This is a genomic window from Streptomyces sp. ML-6, assembly GCF_030116705.1.
Classification (GTDB): domain Bacteria; phylum Actinomycetota; class Actinomycetes; order Streptomycetales; family Streptomycetaceae; genus Streptomyces.
Map to the genome: position 1 here is coordinate 906,909 of NZ_JAOTIK010000001.1, position 19,763 is coordinate 926,671.

The 19,763-nt window shown below is 70.4% G+C and carries 19 protein-coding genes and 1 pseudogene; 10 read left to right on the forward strand and 10 right to left on the reverse strand.

Annotated features, from left to right (window positions below; translation table 11 throughout):
• Positions 1–205: 205 nt before the first annotated feature.
• Entirely contained in the window at positions 206–829 is a 624-nt protein-coding gene (locus tag OCT49_RS03960) for a TetR/AcrR family transcriptional regulator (RefSeq protein WP_283850512.1), read from the reverse strand.
• Between the two features lie 189 nt (positions 830–1,018).
• Here OCT49_RS03960 and OCT49_RS03965 point away from each other — a divergent pair, with 189 nt between their 5' ends.
• Both OCT49_RS03965 and OCT49_RS03970 read left to right on the forward strand, forming a co-directional pair.
• Positions 1,019–2,176, forward strand: a complete 1,158-nt coding sequence (locus tag OCT49_RS03965; RefSeq protein ID WP_283850513.1) for a serine hydrolase domain-containing protein — start codon at positions 1,019–1,021, stop codon at positions 2,174–2,176.
• A 535-nt stretch (positions 2,177–2,711) separates the two neighbouring features.
• Positions 2,712–3,173, forward strand: coding sequence for a cupin domain-containing protein (locus OCT49_RS03970; protein ID WP_283850514.1), 462 nt, complete (start codon positions 2,712–2,714; stop codon positions 3,171–3,173).
• A 162-nt stretch (positions 3,174–3,335) separates the two neighbouring features.
• Here OCT49_RS03970 and OCT49_RS03975 read toward each other — a convergent pair whose 3' ends face one another.
• Entirely contained in the window at positions 3,336–4,757 is a 1,422-nt protein-coding gene (locus OCT49_RS03975) for an APC family permease (protein ID WP_283850515.1), read from the reverse strand.
• A 516-nt stretch (positions 4,758–5,273) separates the two neighbouring features.
• Between OCT49_RS03975 and OCT49_RS03980 the strand changes: the two genes are divergently transcribed.
• On the forward strand, positions 5,274–6,773 hold the full coding sequence (locus tag OCT49_RS03980; RefSeq protein WP_283850516.1) for an ankyrin repeat domain-containing protein: 1,500 nt from the start codon (positions 5,274–5,276) through the stop codon (positions 6,771–6,773).
• Between the two features lie 194 nt (positions 6,774–6,967).
• On the forward strand, positions 6,968–7,417 hold the full coding sequence (locus OCT49_RS03985) for a Rieske (2Fe-2S) protein (RefSeq protein WP_283850517.1): 450 nt from the start codon (positions 6,968–6,970) through the stop codon (positions 7,415–7,417).
• Here OCT49_RS03985 and OCT49_RS03990 read toward each other — a convergent pair.
• Positions 7,401–8,054, reverse strand: a complete 654-nt coding sequence (locus OCT49_RS03990) for a cysteine hydrolase family protein (RefSeq protein WP_283850518.1) — start codon at positions 8,052–8,054, stop codon at positions 7,401–7,403. The two genes, OCT49_RS03985 and OCT49_RS03990, sit on opposite strands and share 17 nt — an antisense overlap.
• A gap of 109 nt (positions 8,055–8,163) precedes the next feature.
• Between OCT49_RS03990 and OCT49_RS03995 the strand changes: the two genes are divergently transcribed.
• Positions 8,164–8,640: a pyridoxamine 5'-phosphate oxidase family protein gene (locus tag OCT49_RS03995; protein WP_283850519.1), complete on the forward strand. Its 477-nt coding sequence runs from the start codon at positions 8,164–8,166 to the stop codon at positions 8,638–8,640.
• Here the strand turns inward: OCT49_RS03995 and OCT49_RS04000 are convergent.
• Together OCT49_RS04000 and OCT49_RS04005 are read right to left on the reverse strand one after the other, a co-directional pair.
• A complete protein-coding gene (locus OCT49_RS04000) occupies positions 8,562–8,948 on the reverse strand; it encodes a hypothetical protein (RefSeq protein ID WP_283856033.1) in 387 nt (128 codons plus the stop codon). The genes OCT49_RS03995 and OCT49_RS04000 overlap by 79 nt on opposite strands.
• A 77-nt stretch (positions 8,949–9,025) precedes the next feature.
• Positions 9,026–9,934 carry a LysR family transcriptional regulator gene (locus OCT49_RS04005; protein ID WP_283850520.1) on the reverse strand — a complete coding sequence of 303 codons (909 nt, stop codon included), beginning with the start codon at positions 9,932–9,934 and terminating at the stop codon, positions 9,026–9,028.
• A gap of 74 nt (positions 9,935–10,008) precedes the next feature.
• Between OCT49_RS04005 and OCT49_RS04010 the strand changes: the two genes are divergently transcribed.
• On the forward strand, positions 10,009–11,019 hold the full coding sequence (locus OCT49_RS04010; RefSeq protein WP_502963334.1) for a DMT family transporter: 1,011 nt from the start codon (positions 10,009–10,011) through the stop codon (positions 11,017–11,019).
• A 94-nt stretch (positions 11,020–11,113) separates the two neighbouring features.
• On the opposite strand, the gene OCT49_RS04015 is transcribed toward OCT49_RS04010, so the two are convergent.
• Complete coding sequence (locus OCT49_RS04015) at positions 11,114–12,445, reverse strand: aminotransferase class I/II-fold pyridoxal phosphate-dependent enzyme (RefSeq protein ID WP_283850522.1); 1,332 nt, start codon at positions 12,443–12,445, stop codon at positions 11,114–11,116.
• A gap of 35 nt (positions 12,446–12,480) precedes the next feature.
• Here OCT49_RS04015 and OCT49_RS04020 point away from each other — a divergent pair, with 35 nt between their 5' ends.
• Positions 12,481–13,173 (forward strand): pyridoxamine 5'-phosphate oxidase family protein, encoded by a 693-nt coding sequence (locus tag OCT49_RS04020; protein WP_283850523.1) that lies wholly within the window; start codon positions 12,481–12,483, stop codon positions 13,171–13,173.
• 18 nt (positions 13,174–13,191) lie between these two features.
• Here the strand turns inward: OCT49_RS04020 and OCT49_RS04025 are convergent, their stop codons facing one another.
• The gene (locus tag OCT49_RS04025) at positions 13,192–14,220 is read right to left on the reverse strand and encodes an EamA family transporter (RefSeq protein ID WP_283850524.1); all 1,029 of its coding nucleotides are present in this window, start codon (positions 14,218–14,220) and stop codon (positions 13,192–13,194) included.
• 203 nt (positions 14,221–14,423) lie between these two features.
• Positions 14,424–14,993: a Clp protease N-terminal domain-containing protein gene (locus OCT49_RS04030; protein WP_283850525.1), complete on the reverse strand. Its 570-nt coding sequence runs from the start codon at positions 14,991–14,993 to the stop codon at positions 14,424–14,426.
• A gap of 247 nt (positions 14,994–15,240) precedes the next feature.
• On the opposite strand from OCT49_RS04030, the gene OCT49_RS04035 reads away from it, so the two are divergent.
• Entirely contained in the window at positions 15,241–15,444 is a 204-nt protein-coding gene (locus OCT49_RS04035) for a hypothetical protein (RefSeq protein WP_283850526.1), read from the forward strand.
• Between the two features lie 78 nt (positions 15,445–15,522).
• Entirely contained in the window at positions 15,523–15,951 is a 429-nt protein-coding gene (locus OCT49_RS04040; protein ID WP_283850527.1) for a type II toxin-antitoxin system Rv0910 family toxin, read from the forward strand.
• 92 nt (positions 15,952–16,043) lie between these two features.
• Here the strand turns inward: OCT49_RS04040 and OCT49_RS04045 are convergent, their stop codons facing one another.
• Positions 16,044–16,661: a PadR family transcriptional regulator gene (locus OCT49_RS04045; protein WP_283850528.1), complete on the reverse strand. Its 618-nt coding sequence runs from the start codon at positions 16,659–16,661 to the stop codon at positions 16,044–16,046.
• A 469-nt stretch (positions 16,662–17,130) separates the two neighbouring features.
• Between OCT49_RS04045 and OCT49_RS04050 the strand changes: the two genes are divergently transcribed.
• Positions 17,131–19,137 (forward strand): alpha/beta hydrolase family protein, encoded by a 2,007-nt coding sequence (locus OCT49_RS04050; RefSeq protein WP_283850529.1) that lies wholly within the window; start codon positions 17,131–17,133, stop codon positions 19,135–19,137.
• A 282-nt stretch (positions 19,138–19,419) separates the two neighbouring features.
• On the opposite strand, the pseudogene OCT49_RS04055 reads toward OCT49_RS04050, so the two are convergent.
• Positions 19,420–19,611: pseudogene (locus OCT49_RS04055) on the reverse strand (GNAT family N-acetyltransferase); the annotation flags it as partial.
• Between the last annotated feature and the right edge of the window lie 152 nt (positions 19,612–19,763).

The following is a 19,763-nucleotide window of genomic DNA, read 5'->3' on the forward strand; positions in this document are numbered from 1 at the left end:
CCGACCGGCGCGCCCCGCGGCACCCGGGTGCGGGGTGCCGTCCACCCTTCACCCATCCCCAGCCTGCCGTACGTGGCGCTGTTCACGGCGCGGGTGCCACCTTCACCGAGGTGGCCACGGCCGGAATCGGTGGGCCGGCGTCCCACATCGGAGCAGATCAGCACCTGGCGCACACAGGGGCGTGTGCACGCCGGAGCATGGCCGTCTACCCGTGATCGTCCGTGCCGTCGGCCCGCATGGAGCGGTCAAGGAGGCGGACGGCGAAGTCGATGGCGCGGTCCGCTCGCGCACGGTCCCCGGAGACGAGGAGATCGAGCTGCAGGCCCCGCACCTGCGCGAGGACAAGAGTGGACAGAGCGGAGGCGTCCTCGGGCGTCCAGCCGTCCGCGACAAGCCTGTTGGCGATGATCTCGATCCAGTCGTGGACGATCGACCGGGAGAGCTTCTCGTCCTCCCCCGACTCCTCCCCGTGATGGCCGACGAATTCGAAAAGCAGGAGGAACTGGCGCTGCTCCCGCGGTTCGCACAGCCGACGCCATACCGCCCTCACGAGTTCGGCCGTCGAGCGCGCCTCACGCAGTTCCACGTCCGACACCAGCCATGCGGCCAGATCCGCGCGGACCTTCTCCGCGACGGCCAGGAGCAGCTCGTCCTTCGAGGAAAAGTGCCGTAGCAGTGTCGCGTGGGTGACACCGAGCGCCTGCGCCACAGGGCGCAGGGACAGGCCACCGAGGCCGTGTTCAAGGACGTACTCGGTCGCCGCAGCCAGCAGCTCCGGCCGCCGATGCTGGAACCGGAGGGAGCGTCCGTCGATGCGGGAAGAACTCATCGCCGCCTTCCGCCGTTCTGCTTGATCTGAAATTTAACAGTACCACTCGGTTGCCCTAACCGAGTGGTACTGTTACTTTCTCGGCATCGCAGCCGGGCCGTCGGGCCCCCAGGACGAGCACACCCCCGCAATGGTGTCGGCCCGCTCCCCCTCTCCTTCCGGACCCCTCGTTCCACTCGAAGGACGACAATGACTGATCAGAAGCGCATGACCATGGCCGACCTCGGCCTCTTCACCGGCGCACCGCAGCACGAGCATTTCTGCCGGATGAAGGACCTCCTCGCCACCCGGGAGATGGCCCCCTCCGCACACCCTCACTTCTGGCCACGCGGTGAGACGACCCCCCTGCCCGAGACCTACGAGTACGACGGCACCGCACGGCCGACCGAAAAGTTCCTGGCCGACACCGACACGTCCGCACTGCTCGTTCTCGTCGACGGGGCCATCAGACACGAGAGCTACTTCCTGACCGGCGGCCCGGACGTTCAGTGGCTGTCCATGTCGGTCGCCAAGAGCTTCGTCTCCGCGCTCGTCGGCATAGCGGTCGACGAGGGGCACATCACGAGCATCGCCGAGCCCATCAGCTCCTACGTGCCGTTGCAGCCCGGTTCCGCGTACGACGGTGTGTCCATCAGGGACGTGCTCCAGATGTCCTCCGGCGCCCGGTGGAACGAGGACTACAACGACCCGGCCTCCGACATCTTCCAGCTCACCGCCGCGACCATGGGCATCGGTGGCACGCTCGACGACTTCGTCGCCCGCATGGTGCGCGAGAACGAGCCCGGCACCGTCTGCCGCTACAACTCCGGCGAGACGCAGGTGCTCGGCGCCCTGGTGGGCCGGGCCACCGGTCGCCCGGTCGCCGACTACATGAGCGAGAAACTGTGCGAGCCGCTCGGCATGACGTCGGCGGGATACTGGCTGCTGGACCCGGCCGGAAGGGAACTCGCCTTCGGAGGGCTCAACCTGACCGCCCATGACTTCGCCAGACTCGGGGAACTGTACCGCAACGGGGGTGTGTGGCAGGGCCGGCAGATCGTGCCCGCACAGTGGGTGCGCGACTCCATCACCGCGACCGCCCCGCATCTCCGCCCCGGCCGTCCTCTGATCGGCCGCAACCATGTCAACCTCGGCTACGGCTACCAGTGGTGGCTCCCGGCGGGAGACCGTGGTGAGTTCAGCGCGATCGGCGTCTACAACCAGTTCGTCTACGTCGATCCGGTCAGCCGGACCACCACCGTGAAGCTCTCCGCCAACCGCCGGTACGGGACGTCCCCGGACGAAGCCACCAACCGTGAGGTGGAGACCATCGCATTCCTGCGCACGATCGCCCGGCACAGCCACTGACCTGTGATTGAACGCGGGGTGAGCCGCCCCGGTCAGCCGGCAGCATCATCACCGGGTTCGGCACCCGGCTCAGCACTGTGCACCGGGACTCCTCAGTCGGCTCCCATGGTCCCAGCACCGCGTCGATCAGTGCCCGGGTTCCGCACCCGACCAGCGCGGACAGCCGCATCACGAGAAAGCCGCAGACTCCGTTGCGGCCGACGGCCTGCCGCAGTACGAGCGGTCGGCCTCGCTGTCCGCGACCAGGATGCCCGTGCTGTCCCATCCCCACGGAGCGATGAATCGCAATTCCTCATGGGCGGCCGATCGATGGAAGCCACAAGCGGCAGAAGGTTGCAAGCCACACCCGACGCCCCTGGCTGGAGAACCATACGAAGAGCTCGCCCTGTCCCGCAGACGGCGCAGGGAAGTCCGAGCGGATTCCCAGGTGCCGGAAGAATGCACGTTGCTGGAACGGCAAGAGCAATTGACCGCTTCAGTAAGGGAGTTGCAGCCTGATCCGGGTCAAGGCAAAACGAATCCGAAAGGCTTCACAATGGCTACCCATGAAGGCGCCGTGCCCGCACCGGACTCCGGTGACCGTGCGCCGGTCAACAACCGCGTCCACCACGTGGCATCCGGCGAACTGGACGGTTACGCCGCCATCAGCGGAGGAAAGGTCGGCTCGAAGAAGCTCTGGATGGGCCTGGTGGAGAACCCGCCGCTGAGCTCGACGGACAACCACCATCACGGCGATTCGGAGGCCGGCATCTACGTGGTCAGCGGCCACCCCGTGTTCGTCTACCACGACGGCACACAGGAGGTACGGCTCGCCGCCGGACCGGGCGACTTCTTCCTCGTCCCCCCGTTCGTTCCGCACCGGGAGGAGAACCCCGACCCGAACGAGCCCGCGGTCGTCGTGATCGCCCGGACCACCCAGGAGCCGTTCAAGGCCTCCGTGCCCGAGCTGTACCAGCTCAAGGCGACGAGCACCCAGTCGAGCCGGTCGACGTCGTAGGGGCCGAATCGACGAGGTCAACCATGGTCGGCAATGACCTGGAACGCTGATCCGCCTCGCCTGTGGCGATCACGGGGCGGGCGGCGGTGCCGCGTAGTCTCACCGCCCCACTGCGGCCCGTCCGCGACGGGCCGCAGTGGGGTGTGGTCGGGGCCCTCGGGTTCAGTGCGGTGCGGTCTCGTCGGGCCGGCCGGCCTCGGGGACGGAGGCGTCGCGGCGGGTGAACCATGTGACCGCCCACAGGACCACACCGATCAGCAGCAGAACCCCGGCGATGCGGTACTGGTCGGCAGGGCGTCCGGAGGACCAGGGCAGGACCAGGTGGACGCAGGCGACCGCCCCCACCACGGGCATCAGTCGGCCGGCCCGGAAGTGCGGTGCCTCGACCCGGTCCCGGCGCAGTACGAGGACTGCCACGTGGACTCCGGCGAAGACCATGAGCAGCAGCAGCGATGTCGTCCCGCCCAGCAGCGCCACGACCGGGCTGTCGGGGTTCAGTGAGACGAAGGTGATGAGGCCGAAGGCGATGACGGTGGTGAACAGGATCGCGGCCTGCGGGGTGCGTCGTGTGGCATGCACCCGGGAGAGGAAGGGCGGAAGCACTCCTTGCTCGGCCATGCCGTACAGCAGACGGCTGGCCATCAGCATGTTGATCAGCGCGGAGTTGGCCACGGCGAACATGGAGATGAAGGGCAGCATGTCGGAGATGGGGAAGTCGGGCGCGGCTGTCTGCACCACCGTGGCCAACGGGGTCTCGCTGGAGGCGAGTCGGCCGACGGGAACCACGGCAACGGCGCAGACGGAGATCAGAACGTAGATCAGTCCGGTGATGCCCAGCCCGGTGAACATCATGCGGGGGAAGTTGCGCGCCGGGTCCTTCGTCTCCTCCGCCATGTTGACCGAGTCCTCGAAACCGATCATGGCGAAAAAGGCCAGTGACGTCGCCGTACTCACCGCCAGGAACACGTTCTTGTCGGACGCGGTCTCGAAGGCGACGACACGGGAGAAGTCCGCGTTCCCACCCGCGATGAAGTAGCCGCTGATCAGGACGACGAGGAGGAGGCCCGCCAGCTCCACGGCCGTCAGCAGTACGTTGGCCTTGAGGCTCTCGCTGACACCCCGCAGGTTGACGATCAGCACCAGGCCCATGAAGCCGAGGGCGATCAGCAGGATGAGGCCGTCGCCCGCGTCGAGCCCGAAGCCGGTGACCAGGTTGGCCGCAAAGGCCCGCGAGGCCGCCGAAGCCGAGGTGATGCCGGAGCACATCACGGCGAAGCACACCAGAAAGGTCAGGAAGTGCTTGCCGAAGGCCTTGTGCACGTAGAGGGCGGCACCGGCGGCCCGGGGGTACTTGGTGACCAGCTCCAGGTAGGAGAACGCGGTGATCAGCGCTACAGCGAACGCCACGACGAACGGCAGCCATGCCGCGCCCCCGACCTCTCCCGCGACCTGTCCGGTCAACGCGTAGATTCCGGTCCCGAGGATGTCGCCCACGATGAACAGCAACAACAACCTCGGACCCATCACCCGTTTCAGTCCGGGCCGGTTCGTCCCGGACGAGCTCGGTAAATCTGTCGCGGACATGGAGTACTCCTTGAGGTGGTGACGGTCGTGGATCCAGCTGTCTGCCGCCTTGCGCCCTGGTCGATCTACCCCGATGCGTGAGGCGGGCATTCAACTGCTCGGCGACCGACTGGGTCGGGGGCTCCGTCGTCGCAGGCAGTCAGCAGGGGGACGTCGGCTGCGGTGAAGGACCGTGCTCCGAGCGGAGCCGGTGGAGGAGTTCCGGAAGAACGCTGAACTGTCCCAGCGGACTGTCGGGCCGGTTGTTCATGCTTGTGGGCTCCCCTTTGGTCGGCGGTCGGTTTCACCCCGGACAACGCCTCCGCTCCGCCGAGGACACCCAAGGCGTTCCGGCTTGGGGAGGGGACGTACCGGGCGGCCGGCGTTTTCTCCGGTCTTCTCGATGGCGGTGGTGGGCGGTGCTTTGTCCGTTGCGCCTTTTGTTGCCCGCCCGGCGGGCCCGCACCACCCCGTCCGGCCCGACCGCAGTCACGGCCCGGGGCCGGGTGTCAGAGGCAACTCCTAAAGTCCTGCCCCATGAGCGACTTGACCAACAGAGCACTCTTTGCCGCCGTCACCCCCGCTCCCGACGCCGACCCCGTGCGGCGGGCCGCCGAGGTGCGTGCGCTGACAGCCGACGGCGCGGACCCGTCGGCACGTGACGAGGAAGGAGCCACCCCTCTCCACCGGGCGGTGAGGGCTCCGTACGAAGGCAACGGACCGCTGCCGTCCCCGGAGGTCGTCCGGGCGCTGCTGGAGTGCGGCGCTGACGTGCACGCGGTCGACGGGCACGGGGTGACGGCCGCCGGGTGGGCGGTTTCCGCCAACGACTCCGATCCGAAGGCCGTGGTGGACCGTTCGGTGGAGGTGCTGGAACTCCTTGTCGGGGCCGGGGCCCGCCTCGACGGGCGCTGCTCCCTCGCCACCGGGGGCTCGTTCGCCCACCACAGCTGTGCGGTGCCCCCGGTCCTCGCGTTCCTGCTCGACCACGGTGCCCCTCTCGAAGCGGTCGACGACCGCGGCAGGACACCGCTGCACGCCGCGGTCGACTGCGGCCGTCCCCGGCTGGTGGAACTGCTGCTGGAGCGGCACGCCGACACCGGTGCGGTCGACCGTCTCGGCCGGACCCCGCTGGGGGTCGCGCTGCGCCTGCCGCAGCTCAGTCAGGAGCAGCGCAGGACGCGGGCGGAAATCGTGGCCGCGCTGGAGGCGGCGGGCGCGCCCGTCCGGGTCGAGTACCCCGCGGTGGAAGGCGGGCCGCTGCCCATCGACATGACGGCCGCCCGCCGGGTCGCGGAGGAGATGCGCGCCGAGCTGTCCGAGGCCCGCCAAGCCGCCGGGGTGCCGGACGACAGCGGCCGGCTGACGGAGTTCACCCGGCCGGACTTCAACAGCTTCCAGGACCTCCTCACCGGGCTGTGCGACGGCATCGACTCCGACCACGTGCCGCTGATACCGGAGCTGTGCGCGCGGACACTCGGCGACGAGGCCCGTACGGACCGCACGCTGACGGGCGACCAGGAGATCCGTGAGCCGTTCTTCCACCACGGGAACCTGCTGGTGAAGGGGCACTTGGACGTGTCGGCCCCGTTCGTGGTCACCGGTTCGCTCACGGTCGAGGGCTGTCTGGCCGACTGCGGCCACTCCTCCGTCGTCGCCGTCGGCCGTGACGTCACGGCCCTCGGGGTGCACACCGACGGCGAGATGTCCGTCGGCGGCGACATCGAGGCCGAGGTCGTCTACGGCTACTACAACGACCAGACGCTCCAGGCGGGGACGATCCGCGCCCGTCTGGTCATCGAGGACGAGCACGAGACGATCGCCACGGTGGAGGCGGACACCCACTTCGACCTGGACGACTTCCAGCAGGGGTACGGCGAGGGCGTGCAGGAGGAACTGCGCGAGCTGCTGGTGGACGAGGTGTTCAGCAACGAGGAGGACGAGGAGGAGGAACAGCTGGACCAGACGCTCCTCTTCGCCCGGCTGCGCCAGAGGAGGCCGGTCTTCCGCGCGGACGCCGACGCGGCTGCGCACTGATCCCGCCGACACGCCCGCTCCCCTCAGGTGCCCGGGGCGGTCCAGGGCACCTGAGGGCCGGTCCCCCGGCCGCTCATGTCGGCGCACGGACCTGCCGATGACTTGATGGCCGCCGTCCCGCACGCACCGGTTCCCGGCCGGGCACGTCACGGCCGGACGGCGCAGACGTGGACACCGCGAAAGGGGAAGCCGGTATGAGCGCATCGCAGGAACCCGGGGAAGGTTCCGGCCGCCGGGCCGTCGTCATGGCGTTCGGGGCCGCACCGCTGGCCGCCGTACTCGCCGCGTGCGGCGGCCGGGAGGAATCGGGCGGCTCGGACGTGGTGAAGCCCTCCGACGGGGGGACGGACAGCGGGGTCGTCCTGGCCACAACGGCCGACATCCCCGAGAACGGCGGAAAGGTCTTCGCCGACCGGGGCGTCGTGGTGACCCGTCCGAAGGCCGATGAGTTCAAGGCGTTCTCGTCGAAGTGCACCCATCAGGGGTGCACCGTGTCGAGCGTGTCGGACGGCACCGTCAACTGCTCCTGTCACGGCAGCAGGTTCGACGCCGCGTCGGGCGCCGTGGTCCACGGGCCCGCCACCGAACCGCTGCCCGCCAAGAAGATCGCCGTCACGGACGGCTCGATCACGCTCCTGTCCTGAACCGGGGCCGGTCCGACCAGCACCCGAGCACGTCGTCGGTGGTCGTGACGGTGGCGACGAGGGCGAGCGTGTTGCGGATCATCGCGGGGGTGTACTCGGCCGGCACCCCCGCGATGGCGTCGGACGGCACCACGGCCGTGTAGCCGAGGTTCACCGCGTCGAACACGGCGTTGGGCACGGCGACGTTGGCGGAGACCCCGGTGACGACGAGGGTCCGGCAGCCGAGGTTGCGCAGCAGCGCGTCCGCCTCCGTCCCGGCGATGGGCGAGAGCCCGTGCAGCCTGCGCACGATCAGGTCCTCGGGGGTCACCTCGATGGGCGCGGCGACCCGTACCGCCGTGGTGCCGGGGTGCTGCTGCACGGGCAGCCGGCCGGCGGCCCGGAAGAGCCGGGCGTTGCTGTTGGAGCCCCGCCCGTCGGGGCGGCGTTCGGCCACCGCGTGCAGCACCTGCACCCCGGCTCCGTGGGCGGCCCCGACCAGCCGGGCGACCCGGTGGAGGACGCCGGAGGACCGGGCCTGGTCGGCCAGTTCGGGCAGGGCGCTCCGGGGGCCGACGACCCCCTCCTGGCATTCGACCGTCATGAGCGCGGTGGTGGCCGGGTCGAGCTGCGCGGCGAGTTGTTCCGTCGACGGCACGGCTGCCCCTTTCGGCGGCGGACGGGGCGCGCGAGGCTATCCGCCATTGCGTGAAGGGGGAAGAGGCCCCATGATTTCTGACACCTAGTCAGCTATGGGAGGGGCACCCATGACCACCGGTCAGCGGCGGGGACGCCGGATCATGATGACGGACGCCGAACGCGACGCCTACCTCACGCGACAGCGCACCTGCCGGGTCGCCACCGTGTCCGCGGACGGCAGTCCGCACGTCGGCGCCCTCTGGTTCGTCTGGGACGGCACCTCCCTCTGGCTGTACTCGATCACCCGCAGCCTGCGCTGGTCCCAGCTGTGCGGGGATCCGAGGGTCGCGGTGGTCGTGGACGACGGGGTGGAGTACACCCGGTTGCGCGGCATCGAACTGCGCGGCGAGGCCGTGCCCGTGGGCGAGGCGCCCCGCACCGGCGAGCCGTGTCCCGAACTGGACGTGCCGGAACGGCTGTTCGCGGATAAGTACTTCGCGAGGGACACCATGCCGCATGACGGCCGTCACGCCTGGCTGCGGCTGACACCGAGGACAATCACCTCCTGGGACTTCCACAAGCTCCCCGGACCGCCCACGGCCTGAACCACAAGGCGGCCGTCGCCGGGCGCACCGGTCCGGCCGGTGTGCCCGGTCCGTCCGGCGACGGCCGGTGGACCGGTGGAACCGTCGGCGGCCGCGGCGAAGAGCAGGTTGAGCGCGACCCCGATCAGGCCGAGCGCCACGGAGCAGAAGGCGTACACGGTCATCGCGAAGGCCACCAGCAGCAGCGCCCCGTGGAAGAGCGTGTGGTCGACGCCGACCTCGAGGCCGATCAGCAGGATGACGTCCGTACCGATGTCGGCGTCGGGCGACAGGGGCGAACCCACCCTCGACGCACGCCGCGCCGACATCCACGCCTCAGGCACATCCGCCGCTCAGAGCACGTCCACACCTCGGCCACATCCGCTGCTCAGGGCCCTTCCGCGGCTCACGGCACGTCCAGGGCCCGACCGGCCGCACGCAGGGCGGCCACCGCGGCCCTGATCGACGGGCGCCGGTCCGCGTCGGTGCGCCACACGGCGTGGACGTGCCTGCGCATCTTCTGCCGCACCGGCACGAGCCGTACCCCTTCGGGCACCGGGCCGCGGCCGAGTCTCGGTGCCACGCAGACGCCCATCCCGGCGGCGATCAGGGCGAGTTGGGTGTGGTGTTCGCCCGCCAGGTGCGCGATGCGCGGCTCGATGCCCTTGGAGCGGAGGGTGAACATCAGCCAGTCGTAGCAGAACTCGCCCTCGGGCCAGGACACCCAGTCGTCGTCGGCGAAGTCCTCCAGGTCCACCTCGGTCCGGTCCGCGAGCCGGTGATCGGCGGGCATCGCGATGTCCGGTGCGTCGTCCAGGAGTTCGGCCTTGGTCAGGCCGCCGGGCACGGGCAGTCGCTTGTTGCTCCAGTCCAGCACCACGGCGAGGTCCGTGTCCCCCCTGAGCACCGCGCGGATTCCGTCCTCGGGCTCCAGTTCCCGGGTGCGCACGCGCAGTTCGGGATGGTCCGCGCGCAACGTGCGGAGCGCTGCGGGGAAGAGCCCGCGCGCCGCCGTCGGGAAGGCCGAGAGCAGGATCTCGCCCACCACCTCGCCGCGCTGCGCCTCGATGTCGGACTGGGCCAGCTCGACCTGGGACAGGATCCGGGCCGCGTGGTCGGCGAGCAGTCGGCCGGCGTCGGTGAGCCGGACCCCGCGCCCGTTCTTGGCCAGGAGTTGCTGCCCCACCTCCCGCTCCAGCTTGGCCATCTGCTGGGAGACGGCCGAGGTGGTCACGTGCAGCCCCTCCGCGGCACCGCTGACCGAACCGTGCCGGGCGAAGGCGTCCAGGGTGCGCAGGCGCTCCAGATTCAACATGTAAGCAATGCTACGCAGACACCAGCACAAAATCTCGCTTGTCCTACGCGGTTGTGGCCTTCATCGTTGATCCCATGAGCGCCACCGCCGCACCGGGGACCACGCCTTCCGACGAGTCCCCCGTCCCCGTCCCAGCCCCCCTCCCGCCGACGAGCACCGCGCCGGGAACAGTCTCCTCGGCCGCGTATCCGGCCCCCGCCGCCCGCCGGGTGCTGGACTGGCGGATCCGTTTCGGGGCGCTCTCGCTCATCTGGGGCTTCAGCTTCCTGCTGATCAAGGTCGGCACCGAGGGGTACGCCCCGTTCCAGGTCACCCTCGGCCGTCTCGTGGCGGGCACGGCGGTCCTGGTGGCCGCGATGGCGGTACGGCGCGAACGGCTGCCGCGCGGCGCGCGCACCTGGGGCCATCTGACCGTGGCCGCGTTCTTCCTGAACGCGCTGCCGTTCTCGCTCTTCGCCTACGCCGAGCTGAGCATCCCGTCGACACTGGCGGGCATCTGCAACGCGACGTCCCCGCTGTGGGGCATGGCGCTGTCGCTCGTGGCGCTCTCCGAGGACCGCCCGACCCGTCGCCGCGTCGCCGGTCTCGGGCTCGGCTTCCTCGGGGTGCTGACCGTGCTCGGTGCCTGGCAGGGCTTCTCCGGGCTGGACTTCGGCGGTACGGCCATGGCCCTGCTGGCCTCGCTGAGCTACCCGGTCGGCTGGATCTACGTCCGCAGGACGCTGGCGGGAAGCGGTTCGTCGACGCTCGCGCTGACCGGGAGCCAGCTCTTCCTCGGCACGGTGCAGCTCGCCGTGGTGACCCCGCTGTTCACCTCGGCCCCCGACGGCTTTCCGCTTCTGCCGACCCTGGCGGTGTTCGCCCTCGGGGCACTCGGCACGGGCCTCGCGGTGCTGTTGCAGTACGGCCTGGTGGAGGAGGTCGGGCCGACGACCGCGCAGATGGTCACCTACTTCATTCCGGTCATCGCCACCGCGGCCGGGGTCGCCCTGCTCGGAGAACGGCTGAGCTGGAACACCCCGGTCGGCGCCCTCGTCGTGCTGGCGGGCGCCGCCCTCACCCAGAGCAGGGCACGCAGCCGGTGACGACACCCGGGGGCTCCGAAGGCTTCGGAGCCCCCGAAGGCTTCGAGGACCTCAAGGGCTTCAAGGGCCTCGGGACCCTCCCCGGCATCCGGCGTCATCCGTAGTTCAGCGGTTTCGCCGGGCCCGCCGCTGCCGCCACCGCGTCGGCCAGCGGCTCGATGTCGGCCATGGCGAGCGGCGAGACGGTGAGCCTGATCCCCTGGGGCGCGGCTATCCGGAACCGCGCCCCGGGCGCGACGGCCCAGCCGGAGTGCAGCAGTCTCGCCACGGCGCCCGTCTCGTCGCTGACCGGCACCCACACGTTCATCCCGCTGCGTCCGTGGGCCTCCACCCCCCGCTCCTCCAACGCCCGGATGAGGGCGTCCCGTCGCACGCCGTACGCCCGCGCCGCCCTGCCGGGGTCCACGGCCTCCGACGTCCACAGGTGCACCACGGCCCGTTGCAGCAGTCTGCTGACCCAGCCGGGCCCCAGCCGCTGCCGTCCCGCGACCCGGTCGACGGTCACCGGGTCGCCGGTCAGCACGGCGACCCGCAGGTCCGGGCCATACGCCTTGGCCACGGACCGCACGAACGCCCAGCGGTCCGTGGCCCCCGACAGCGGGTGCAGCGGCAGATCGACGATGCCGTGTCCGTGGTCGTCCTCGATCAGGAGGACCCCGCGGTGTCCGGCGAGGACGCCCCGCAGCTCGAAGGCCCGCCCGGCGCCGATCGCCGCACCGGTCGGGTTCTGGGCCCGGCCGGTGACCACGAGAGCACGGGCCCCCGCCTTCAGCGCCTGTTCGACGGCGTCGGGCAGCGGCCCCTCTTCGTCGAGCGCGACGGGTACGGGGCGCAGCCCCAGCGCGGGCACGAGGTCCAGCATGCTGCCCCAGCCCGGGTCCTCGACGGCCACCGCGTCACCGGGTCTGAGGTGCGCGACCAGGACCCGCTCGATCGCGTCCAGCGAGCCGGAGGCCGCGACCACGGATCCGGCCGGCACACCGTCGGCGTCCAGCGCGGCGCGGGCGAGCGCGGCGAACTCCGGGTCCACCGGGGCCTGCCCGTACAGGCCGGGCCGCCGGGCGTACTCCTGCGCGACCGCCGCGAAGGCGTCCCCCAGTGCGGGCAGCAGGGCCGGGTCGGGGTTCCCCTCGCCCAGATCCCGCACCCCGGGAGGCGCCTCGACCCGGAGCGACCCGCGCGCCGTGCTGGCAGGGCGTGGTCGCACCCTGCTGCCCCGGCGCCCGGCCGTCTCGATCACCCCGCGCTCGCGAAGCGTGCGGTACGCGGCGGCCACCGTGTTCGCGTTCACCCCCAGTCTCTCCGCCAACTCCCGCATCGGCGGCAGCACCTGGCCCGGCGCGAGCTCGCCCGACCCGACCCCGCGCTCCACGCTGGCGGCAATCTCCGATGCGCGCCGCCCGACAATCCGATACTCTCCTAGCACAAACAAGATTATGCACTAGTGCAATGGAGTATGCAATGCCGGACACCCCTTCCCCGCAGGCCACGACCCCGGACGCGGCCGGATACCCGCCGACCGGGCGGACCGTCCCGACCCGTTCCCGGGAGCGCGCGGCATACGACCGGGAGCTGGTCCACTCGATACTCGACGAGGCGTACGTCTGCCATCTGGGTTTCGTCCGCGACGGGGCGCCGGTCGTCCTGCCGACCCTTTACGGCCGGATCGGCGAGCGGCTCTACGTGCACGGCTCGACCGGCTCCCGTCCGCTGCGCGAGGCGGGCCGCACCGACCCCGGCCTGCCCGTCTGCCTGACGGTGACGCAGGTGGACGGCCTGGTGCTGGCCCGTTCCGCCTTCCACCACTCGATCAACTATCACTCCGTGGTGGTGCACGGCATCGCCCGCACCGTGACCGACCCGCAGGAGCGGCGGACCGCTCTCGACGCGATCGTCGACCACGTGGTGCCGGGCCGGTCGGCGGACTCGCGGCCCGCCGACGAGAAGGAACTGGCGGCGACGGCGGTGATCCGGCTGGACCTCCGGGAGGTGTCCGCCAAGATCCGCACCGGCGGCCCCAACGACGAGGCCCGCGACCTGGCGCTCCCCCACTGGGCGGGGGTCGTTCCGCTCGCCCGCGGCTACGGGGCGCCGCTCCCGTCGGACGACCTCGACCCCGCGATCGGCGTCCCGGACTACATCACGGCGCTCTGACCGGGCGACGAGCCGGCCCTACCTCGTGGCCCGACCGGCCGACAGCTCTCCCCCGGCGGCGCCCCGGCCGCCGTCCGCTCCCCCGGGGCCCGTCCCGCCCGGCCCCGAGGCGACGGGCCCCGAAGGGGCCTTCGGGGTTGCCGACTGGGCGATGAAGGCACCGATCAGGACCGTGGCGCCCCCGATGAGCTGGGGTGCGGACAGGTGCTCGCCGAGCATCACCCAGGCGAGCACGGTGGCGATGACCGCCTCCAGACAGGCGACCACCCCCGCCACGGCCGGCGAGAGCAGCCGCACCGAGATCACGCCGGTGACATAGGCGATCACGGTCGCCAGCAGCACGATCCAGACGAGCAGCAGCCAGGCGGGGACCTCCGTGCCGTTCATGCCCGCGTCACCGCCCAGGACCGTCCAGTCCATGCCCCAGGGCCGCGCGACCAGCGTGAGGACGATCGCACCGATCAGCAGCCCGTACGCGATGACGCCGACCGGGTGCGGCGGTTCGACGCCGTCCGCCCCGTCCCCGCTGCCCTGGTCCGACAGGACGAAGTAGCCGACCTGGCAGCAGGCGGCACCGAGCGCGAGCAGCAGCCCGACGGCGTCGAAGCTCAGCCCCGACCAGACCTCGACCACGCAGGCGAGCCCTCCGACGGCGAGGACCACACCAACTGCGGCCCGCCGGGTGACCGGCCTGCGCTGCACGAACCGGACCCAGCCGAGGACGAGCGCGGGCGCCAGGTACTCGACGAGAAGGGCGACGCCGACGGGGATGCGGGAGATCGCAGCGAAGTAGCAGGCCTGTACGCCCGCGACGGCGAGCAGCCCGAACCCCAGCAGCAGGACCGGCCGGCTGCGCACCAGGGCCCGGTGGCGCCAGGCCACGGGCAGCATGAGGACGGCGGCACCCGCCACGCGCAGCCACACCACATGGAGCGGATCGAGTCCGGCCTCGATCAGCGGCTTGGCCGCCACCCCTGAACCACCGAATGCGAAGGCCGAGGCCAGGGCGATTCCCAGGCCGGCGTTTCTCCCCTGAGACGCGTGCATCGGCACATCATGACAGCTGAGGTCAGGAGCGTCACCCCTGTGACCCCTGACTCACACTCCCCAGGGAATGAGCAATTCCGCCCCACCCGATTCCCCGACCACCCGAATCCCCACCGCCCGGCCCCGGCACGCCCGGTCATCCACGGCACGCACGGTCCCCCACGGCGCGCCCGGCCGCCCATGACCGACCCGGTCGACCCCGGTCAGCCGTCGGCCTCCCACGCCTCCCGGCCGACGACCCCCGGAATCCGGGCGGCGAGCCGTTCCGCGTCGACCCCGGCCCGTTCCAGCACCTCGACGGCCCGGCACTCGCGGTCCGCGGCGAGCGCCGCGAGCAGATCGAGCCCTCCGGGCCGTGCGTCACCGCGCAGCTCCGCCCGTTCCCGCGCCTCGGCCATCGCCGAGGCGGCCGAGGGCGACCAGCCCTCCGCCGCGACGTCCCACCCGAGGGATTCCGGGTCCGGGACGACCGGAACGGCACCGGAATCCTCCACCGACCCCTGCCAGCGGAGCCCGTACCCGATGCTGCGCTGGACGAGGTAGCCGAGCACTTTGGCCAGTTGCGGCCCCCCTTCGAAGGCCGACCGCACCTCGGGGTCCGATTCGATGAGAGAGTGCAGCAGATGAGCCGTGTCGATCTGTCGGTCACCGTCGCGAAGCGCACGCCTGCGGGCGCCCGTCACCACGACAGCCAGCTCCGCGGTGAGGCCGGCGTCGAGCCCGGCATGACCGAGGGCAGGCTGCTGAGGGATCCGCGATGTCCGGTTCTGCACGCCTCCCACCCCATCAGTTCCACGGCACCGGAACATCGCCGGAGGGGCTCATCCAGGCATCCCACGCAAGTTGGGTACACCAGAGCGGTTTCTCCTCCTTGCGGATGAGATCTCGCCATTTCTGGATCCGATCGGGAAAAACGGCGCGCGCCGTCTTGCCATGCGCTCCCCGGGCAACCGCGGCCGGCTTCCCGTACGCCCCCCACAGCCCCCACCCCATGCGACAGCCGGAAGGGAGACCACGGACGTGTCCTGGTTGGTCGCCCTGCCCGCTCTCGACGGGCGGGAGTACGTGTACCGGGTCCACGCGCCCGAGGACGCGCTGCGCGCCGACCTCTTCTGGGCCGCGTTCCACTGCCACGACGACGGCCCGCACCCGCGCGCCTGCGACCGGTTCGACGCCGCTCTGATCTGGCGGGCGGGGCCGAGGAAACTGAATGAACCGATCTGACAGTTCATCAGTATTGAATGTTCACGCCACTGCGACTACTTTCCGCGACACCGTTACCCGCCGAGAAGGGGTGGTCGCATGGCCGAAGTCAGTGCGGAAGCGCGCATCGGAGCACCGGCCGAGAAGGTGTGGGCCCAACTGACGGACTTCACCGCGTACGACCGGTGGAACGCCACCCACACCAGTTTCCCCAAGGGCGGCCCCGAGACGCTCGAACTCTCGGCCACCTACGAGGAAAACATGAAGCTCATGGGCTTCCCCGCCGAGGTGACGTGGACGGTGGCGGAGCTGGAGACCGCACGCCTGCTGGCCACCCGGGGCAAGGGGCCGATGGGGGTCACGCTCGCCATGCGCTACTCCCTGATCCCTGACGGGGACGCGACCACGGTCCGGATAGACGGCGAGTTCACCGGCGCCGCGGTGTCCCTGATGGCGGGCAAGCTCAAGGACTCGGCGACGGCCGCGCTCGTCGAGTCGCTGCGCAGGCTGGACGGCCTCGTCACCTGAGGGCGCCAGGACCACCCACAGGCACCACCCGTCCGCCGACGGAGAAGGGCCTCGCGGCCCGGCCGCGAGGCCCCGACACCGTACCCACGGGCTCACTGCTCGTCGGCAAGGATCAGATAGAGCTTCTTGCGCGCGTCGTTGATGACCGTGAGCGCCTTCTGGCGCTGATCGGCGGAGCCGGTCTTCCAGACCTGACCGAACGCCTCCATCAGACCGAAGCCGGCCTGCCGGATCTCGTTGAGGCTCTCCCAATCGACGCCGCGCCCGGCTTCCTCCCAGGGCGCCTCACCCCCCGACTCGGCCTCGGTACGGCCGGCATCGGTGAGCGTGAACAGCTTCTTGCCGCCCTCGCTCTCGCTGACGATGAGCCCCTCGTCCTCCAGCAGCTGGAGGGTCGGGTAGACCGAGCCGGGGCTGGGCTTCCAGGCCCCGCCGCTGCGCTCGCCGATCTCCTGGATCATCTCGTACCCGTGCATCGGGCGGTCCTTCAGCAGCGCCAGGATCGACGCGCGCACATCACCGCGCCGCGCCCTTCCCCTGCCACCGCCCCGGCCGTGCCCGCCACCGAAGGGGCCACCCCCGAAGGGCCCGCCACCGAACGGCGGCCCGAACTGCCCGAAGGCCGCCCGGTGCCCCTCGAAGTCGCTGAATCCACGGTGGGGACCACCGCGCCCATGCCCGTACTCATGCTCGTGTCCATGTGAACGCATCACTGACACTCCTCCTATCTTTGATCTGTCGCGATGCTTCGACGATATATCGGAACCAGTCGCATGACAATCCCTTCCGACCGCGCCCGCCCGTGTCCCGCCCCGGCGAACCGAGTCGACCGCGATCTGTCTCATCGACCCCAGTCGCCGCAGGCCAACCGGTCGTGACGGACGGGACGCCCGCATGGGCGGCGCCTTCACGATGCCGGTCCGCCCTGGTCAACGGGCTCGGGACGACTGGGTTCGATGAGAACGGACACCCGCTGGCGAAGTCGCCCGGGCCGACTTCGCCCCCTTCCTGTACAAGGCCTGACTGGTCATTCCGGAATGAGGTCGGAATGAGGCCGAGATGAGGCCCGTACTGCCTGGCCGAGCGGTTCGGATGGCTGTTTTCTGCCAGGAGGCGCTCCTTCGGCTCGTCAGTTGTCGGCTCATCAGTTTCTGTCGCGCATCGGATACGCCGGGCAGGATGACCGCCATGATCTACAAGCCGGATGGCGCCCCTGCGTTCCATGTCCTGTTGGCTGCACAACCGCGCCTGACTGCCCTGGCTCTGGCGCCCGATGGGATGCGCTTGATCGTGTCGGTGCAGTCGATCAACGAGGAGGACACCGGGCACACTGCGAGGTTGTGGGAGGTCGCCCCCTCCGGCAGGAGGGAGAGCCGCCTCGTGGCCGACTCCTCGGAGGACGACTCCGCTCCCGCCTTCGCCGCCGATGGGACGCTGTTGTTCCTCTCCGGCCGGGAGCACGCAGGCCCCGCCGGTGAAAGGCCTGACAGCCAGGGGACATCGCTGTGGGGGCTGTCCGAGCGCGGCGAGGCCAGGCAGATCGCCCATCACCCCGGGGGAATAGCCGCCTTCACCTCCGCAGCCAAGGCCGACACGGTCGCTTACACCGCTGACCCTCTGCCCAGCACAGCGGACAGCGAGACATACGCCGCGGCTCGCCGTGAGTGCGAGAAAGCCATGGTCGACGCCGTCTCGTACAAGGAAACTGCGGCTCCTGCGGGGGACACGGCTCTTGTACCCGACGAACCGCATACGTTCGTCCTGCGTTCCGACGGACACACGGTGATCGCCGGCAGTCAGGGCCTGGCAGGCACTGCCGACATGGCCCTCTCTCCAAACGGGGCACTGGTGGCCTTCACGCGGGCCGCGACCGACCGCGCCCCGGCCACCAACACCGTGGTCGTCGCCGACGCGACCACCGGCATGCAACGTCACGCCTTCTCCCGTCCTGGCCATCAGTACTACCGCCTGGCGTTCACGGCCGACGGCTCGGCACTGGTCTGTCAGCGTCAGCGTGAGGAGACCTACGACACCGAATGGCACATCACACTCGTCGCGTTCGACCTGAGCTCCTGCGAAGAGACGGATCTGCTGCCGGAGTTCGACAACTGGCCGGGACGACCGGTCCCCTCTCCGGTCCCCGAGGACTCGACCATGTGGTTCACCGGGGACGAGCGGGGACACTGCCCGGTCTTCCGCCGCGACGCGGACGGCACGATTACACGCCTGACCGCCTCCGGCGCCTATGCATCGCTCTGCGTGACACCCGACGGGACCACTCTCTACGCACTGCGCAGCGCGATCGACAGCCCGCCCCGGGTGGTTCGCCTGGATGCCGTCACACCCGATCAGCAACCGGTTTTCCTCGGTGCCCCCGGCGGCCTCCGCCCGCTTCCCGGTGCCTTGACCGAAGTGAACGCCCCGGCGGACGACGGCTTCCCGCTGCGCGGCTGGCTCGTCCTGCCCGAAGGCGCCTCGGCCGAGCGGCCGGCACCCCTGCTCGTCATTCCGCACGGTGGACCACAGGCATCCTGGAACGCCTGGACGTGGTCGTGGAATCCCTGGCCTTTCGCTGCCCGCGGCTACGCGGTGTTGCTGCCGGACCCGGCCCTGTCCACCGGTTACGGGCAACGGATGCAAGAACGCGGCCGGGGCCAGTACGGCGGTCAGCCCTACCGTGACGTCATCGCGCTGACGGACGCCGCGCTGGCACGCGATGACCTCGACGCCACCCGGACGGCCATCGCCGGCTGGTCCTACGGCGGCTACCTCGCCAACCGGGCCACCACCCTCACCCACCGCTTCAAAGCAGTCGTCTCGGCCGCTGGAATGTGGAATCTGAAGTCGTTTCAGGCCGGCACGGACCTGCGCGCCTACTTCCGCAAGATCTTCGGTGATCCTCGGACACGGCCGGAACGGTACGAAGCCAACTCTCCGCACTTCGACGCGGCGAGGATGAAGACACCGATGCTGATCGTGCACGGCGGCAAGGACCACCGCGTGCCGATGGACCAGGCACTGAGCCTGCACAGCGAGCTGCAGCGGCTCGGGGTGCCGGTCAGGCTCCTGCACTTTCCGACGGAGGGCCACACCATCGCGGCGCCGAACCATGTCCGACTCATGTACGAGACGGTGCTGAACTTCCTCGATCACCATGTTCTCGGACAGGACCCGAGCCCACAGTGAGCGGGCTGGTGCGGCTCGACTTCGCCGACCGGCCCGTGGCCACCATCGTGTGTGGCAGCAATGTCGACATGGATGTCTTTCCCCGCTGAGTCGATACTCCCGTCCGCCGGTCTTGACGGTTGCTGCTCCGGCAATGACCCCTGAAGCAAAGGGCGTTCGCCGATCGCGGGTGGAGGTCTGGCCCGAACACCGTGAGCGCGGCCTGGTCGAGCGCACGGGCCGGAGCCCCGGACCCCGTCGAGGACCGATGGCCGACACACCTCCTTCGTTTCGGGTACGGGCTCAAGCGGACGGTATGACCGGGGATCGCAGGCCGAGCCACTGCTCGGCGCCCCATGCCCAGAACCGTTCCACCTCGGTGAACCCCAGCTTCGCCGCGAGACGCATCGAGCCGGCGTTGGCGGTCCGGGTGGTGAGCACCACCGGCTCCCCGGGAAGGACGTCGTCGAGCCATTCGAGCGCCGCCGCACACGCCACTGACGACATGATCATGGAGCGAAAAGGAGCCGTTTGCACAGGAGTTGAAACCTGCGCTCCCGAACATGCCGACACCAAGAACGCCTCTCACGTCGGTGCTTCCAGTGAGCGTGCGCTTCCGCCCGGCCCGGAGTGCCACCCTTGCACCG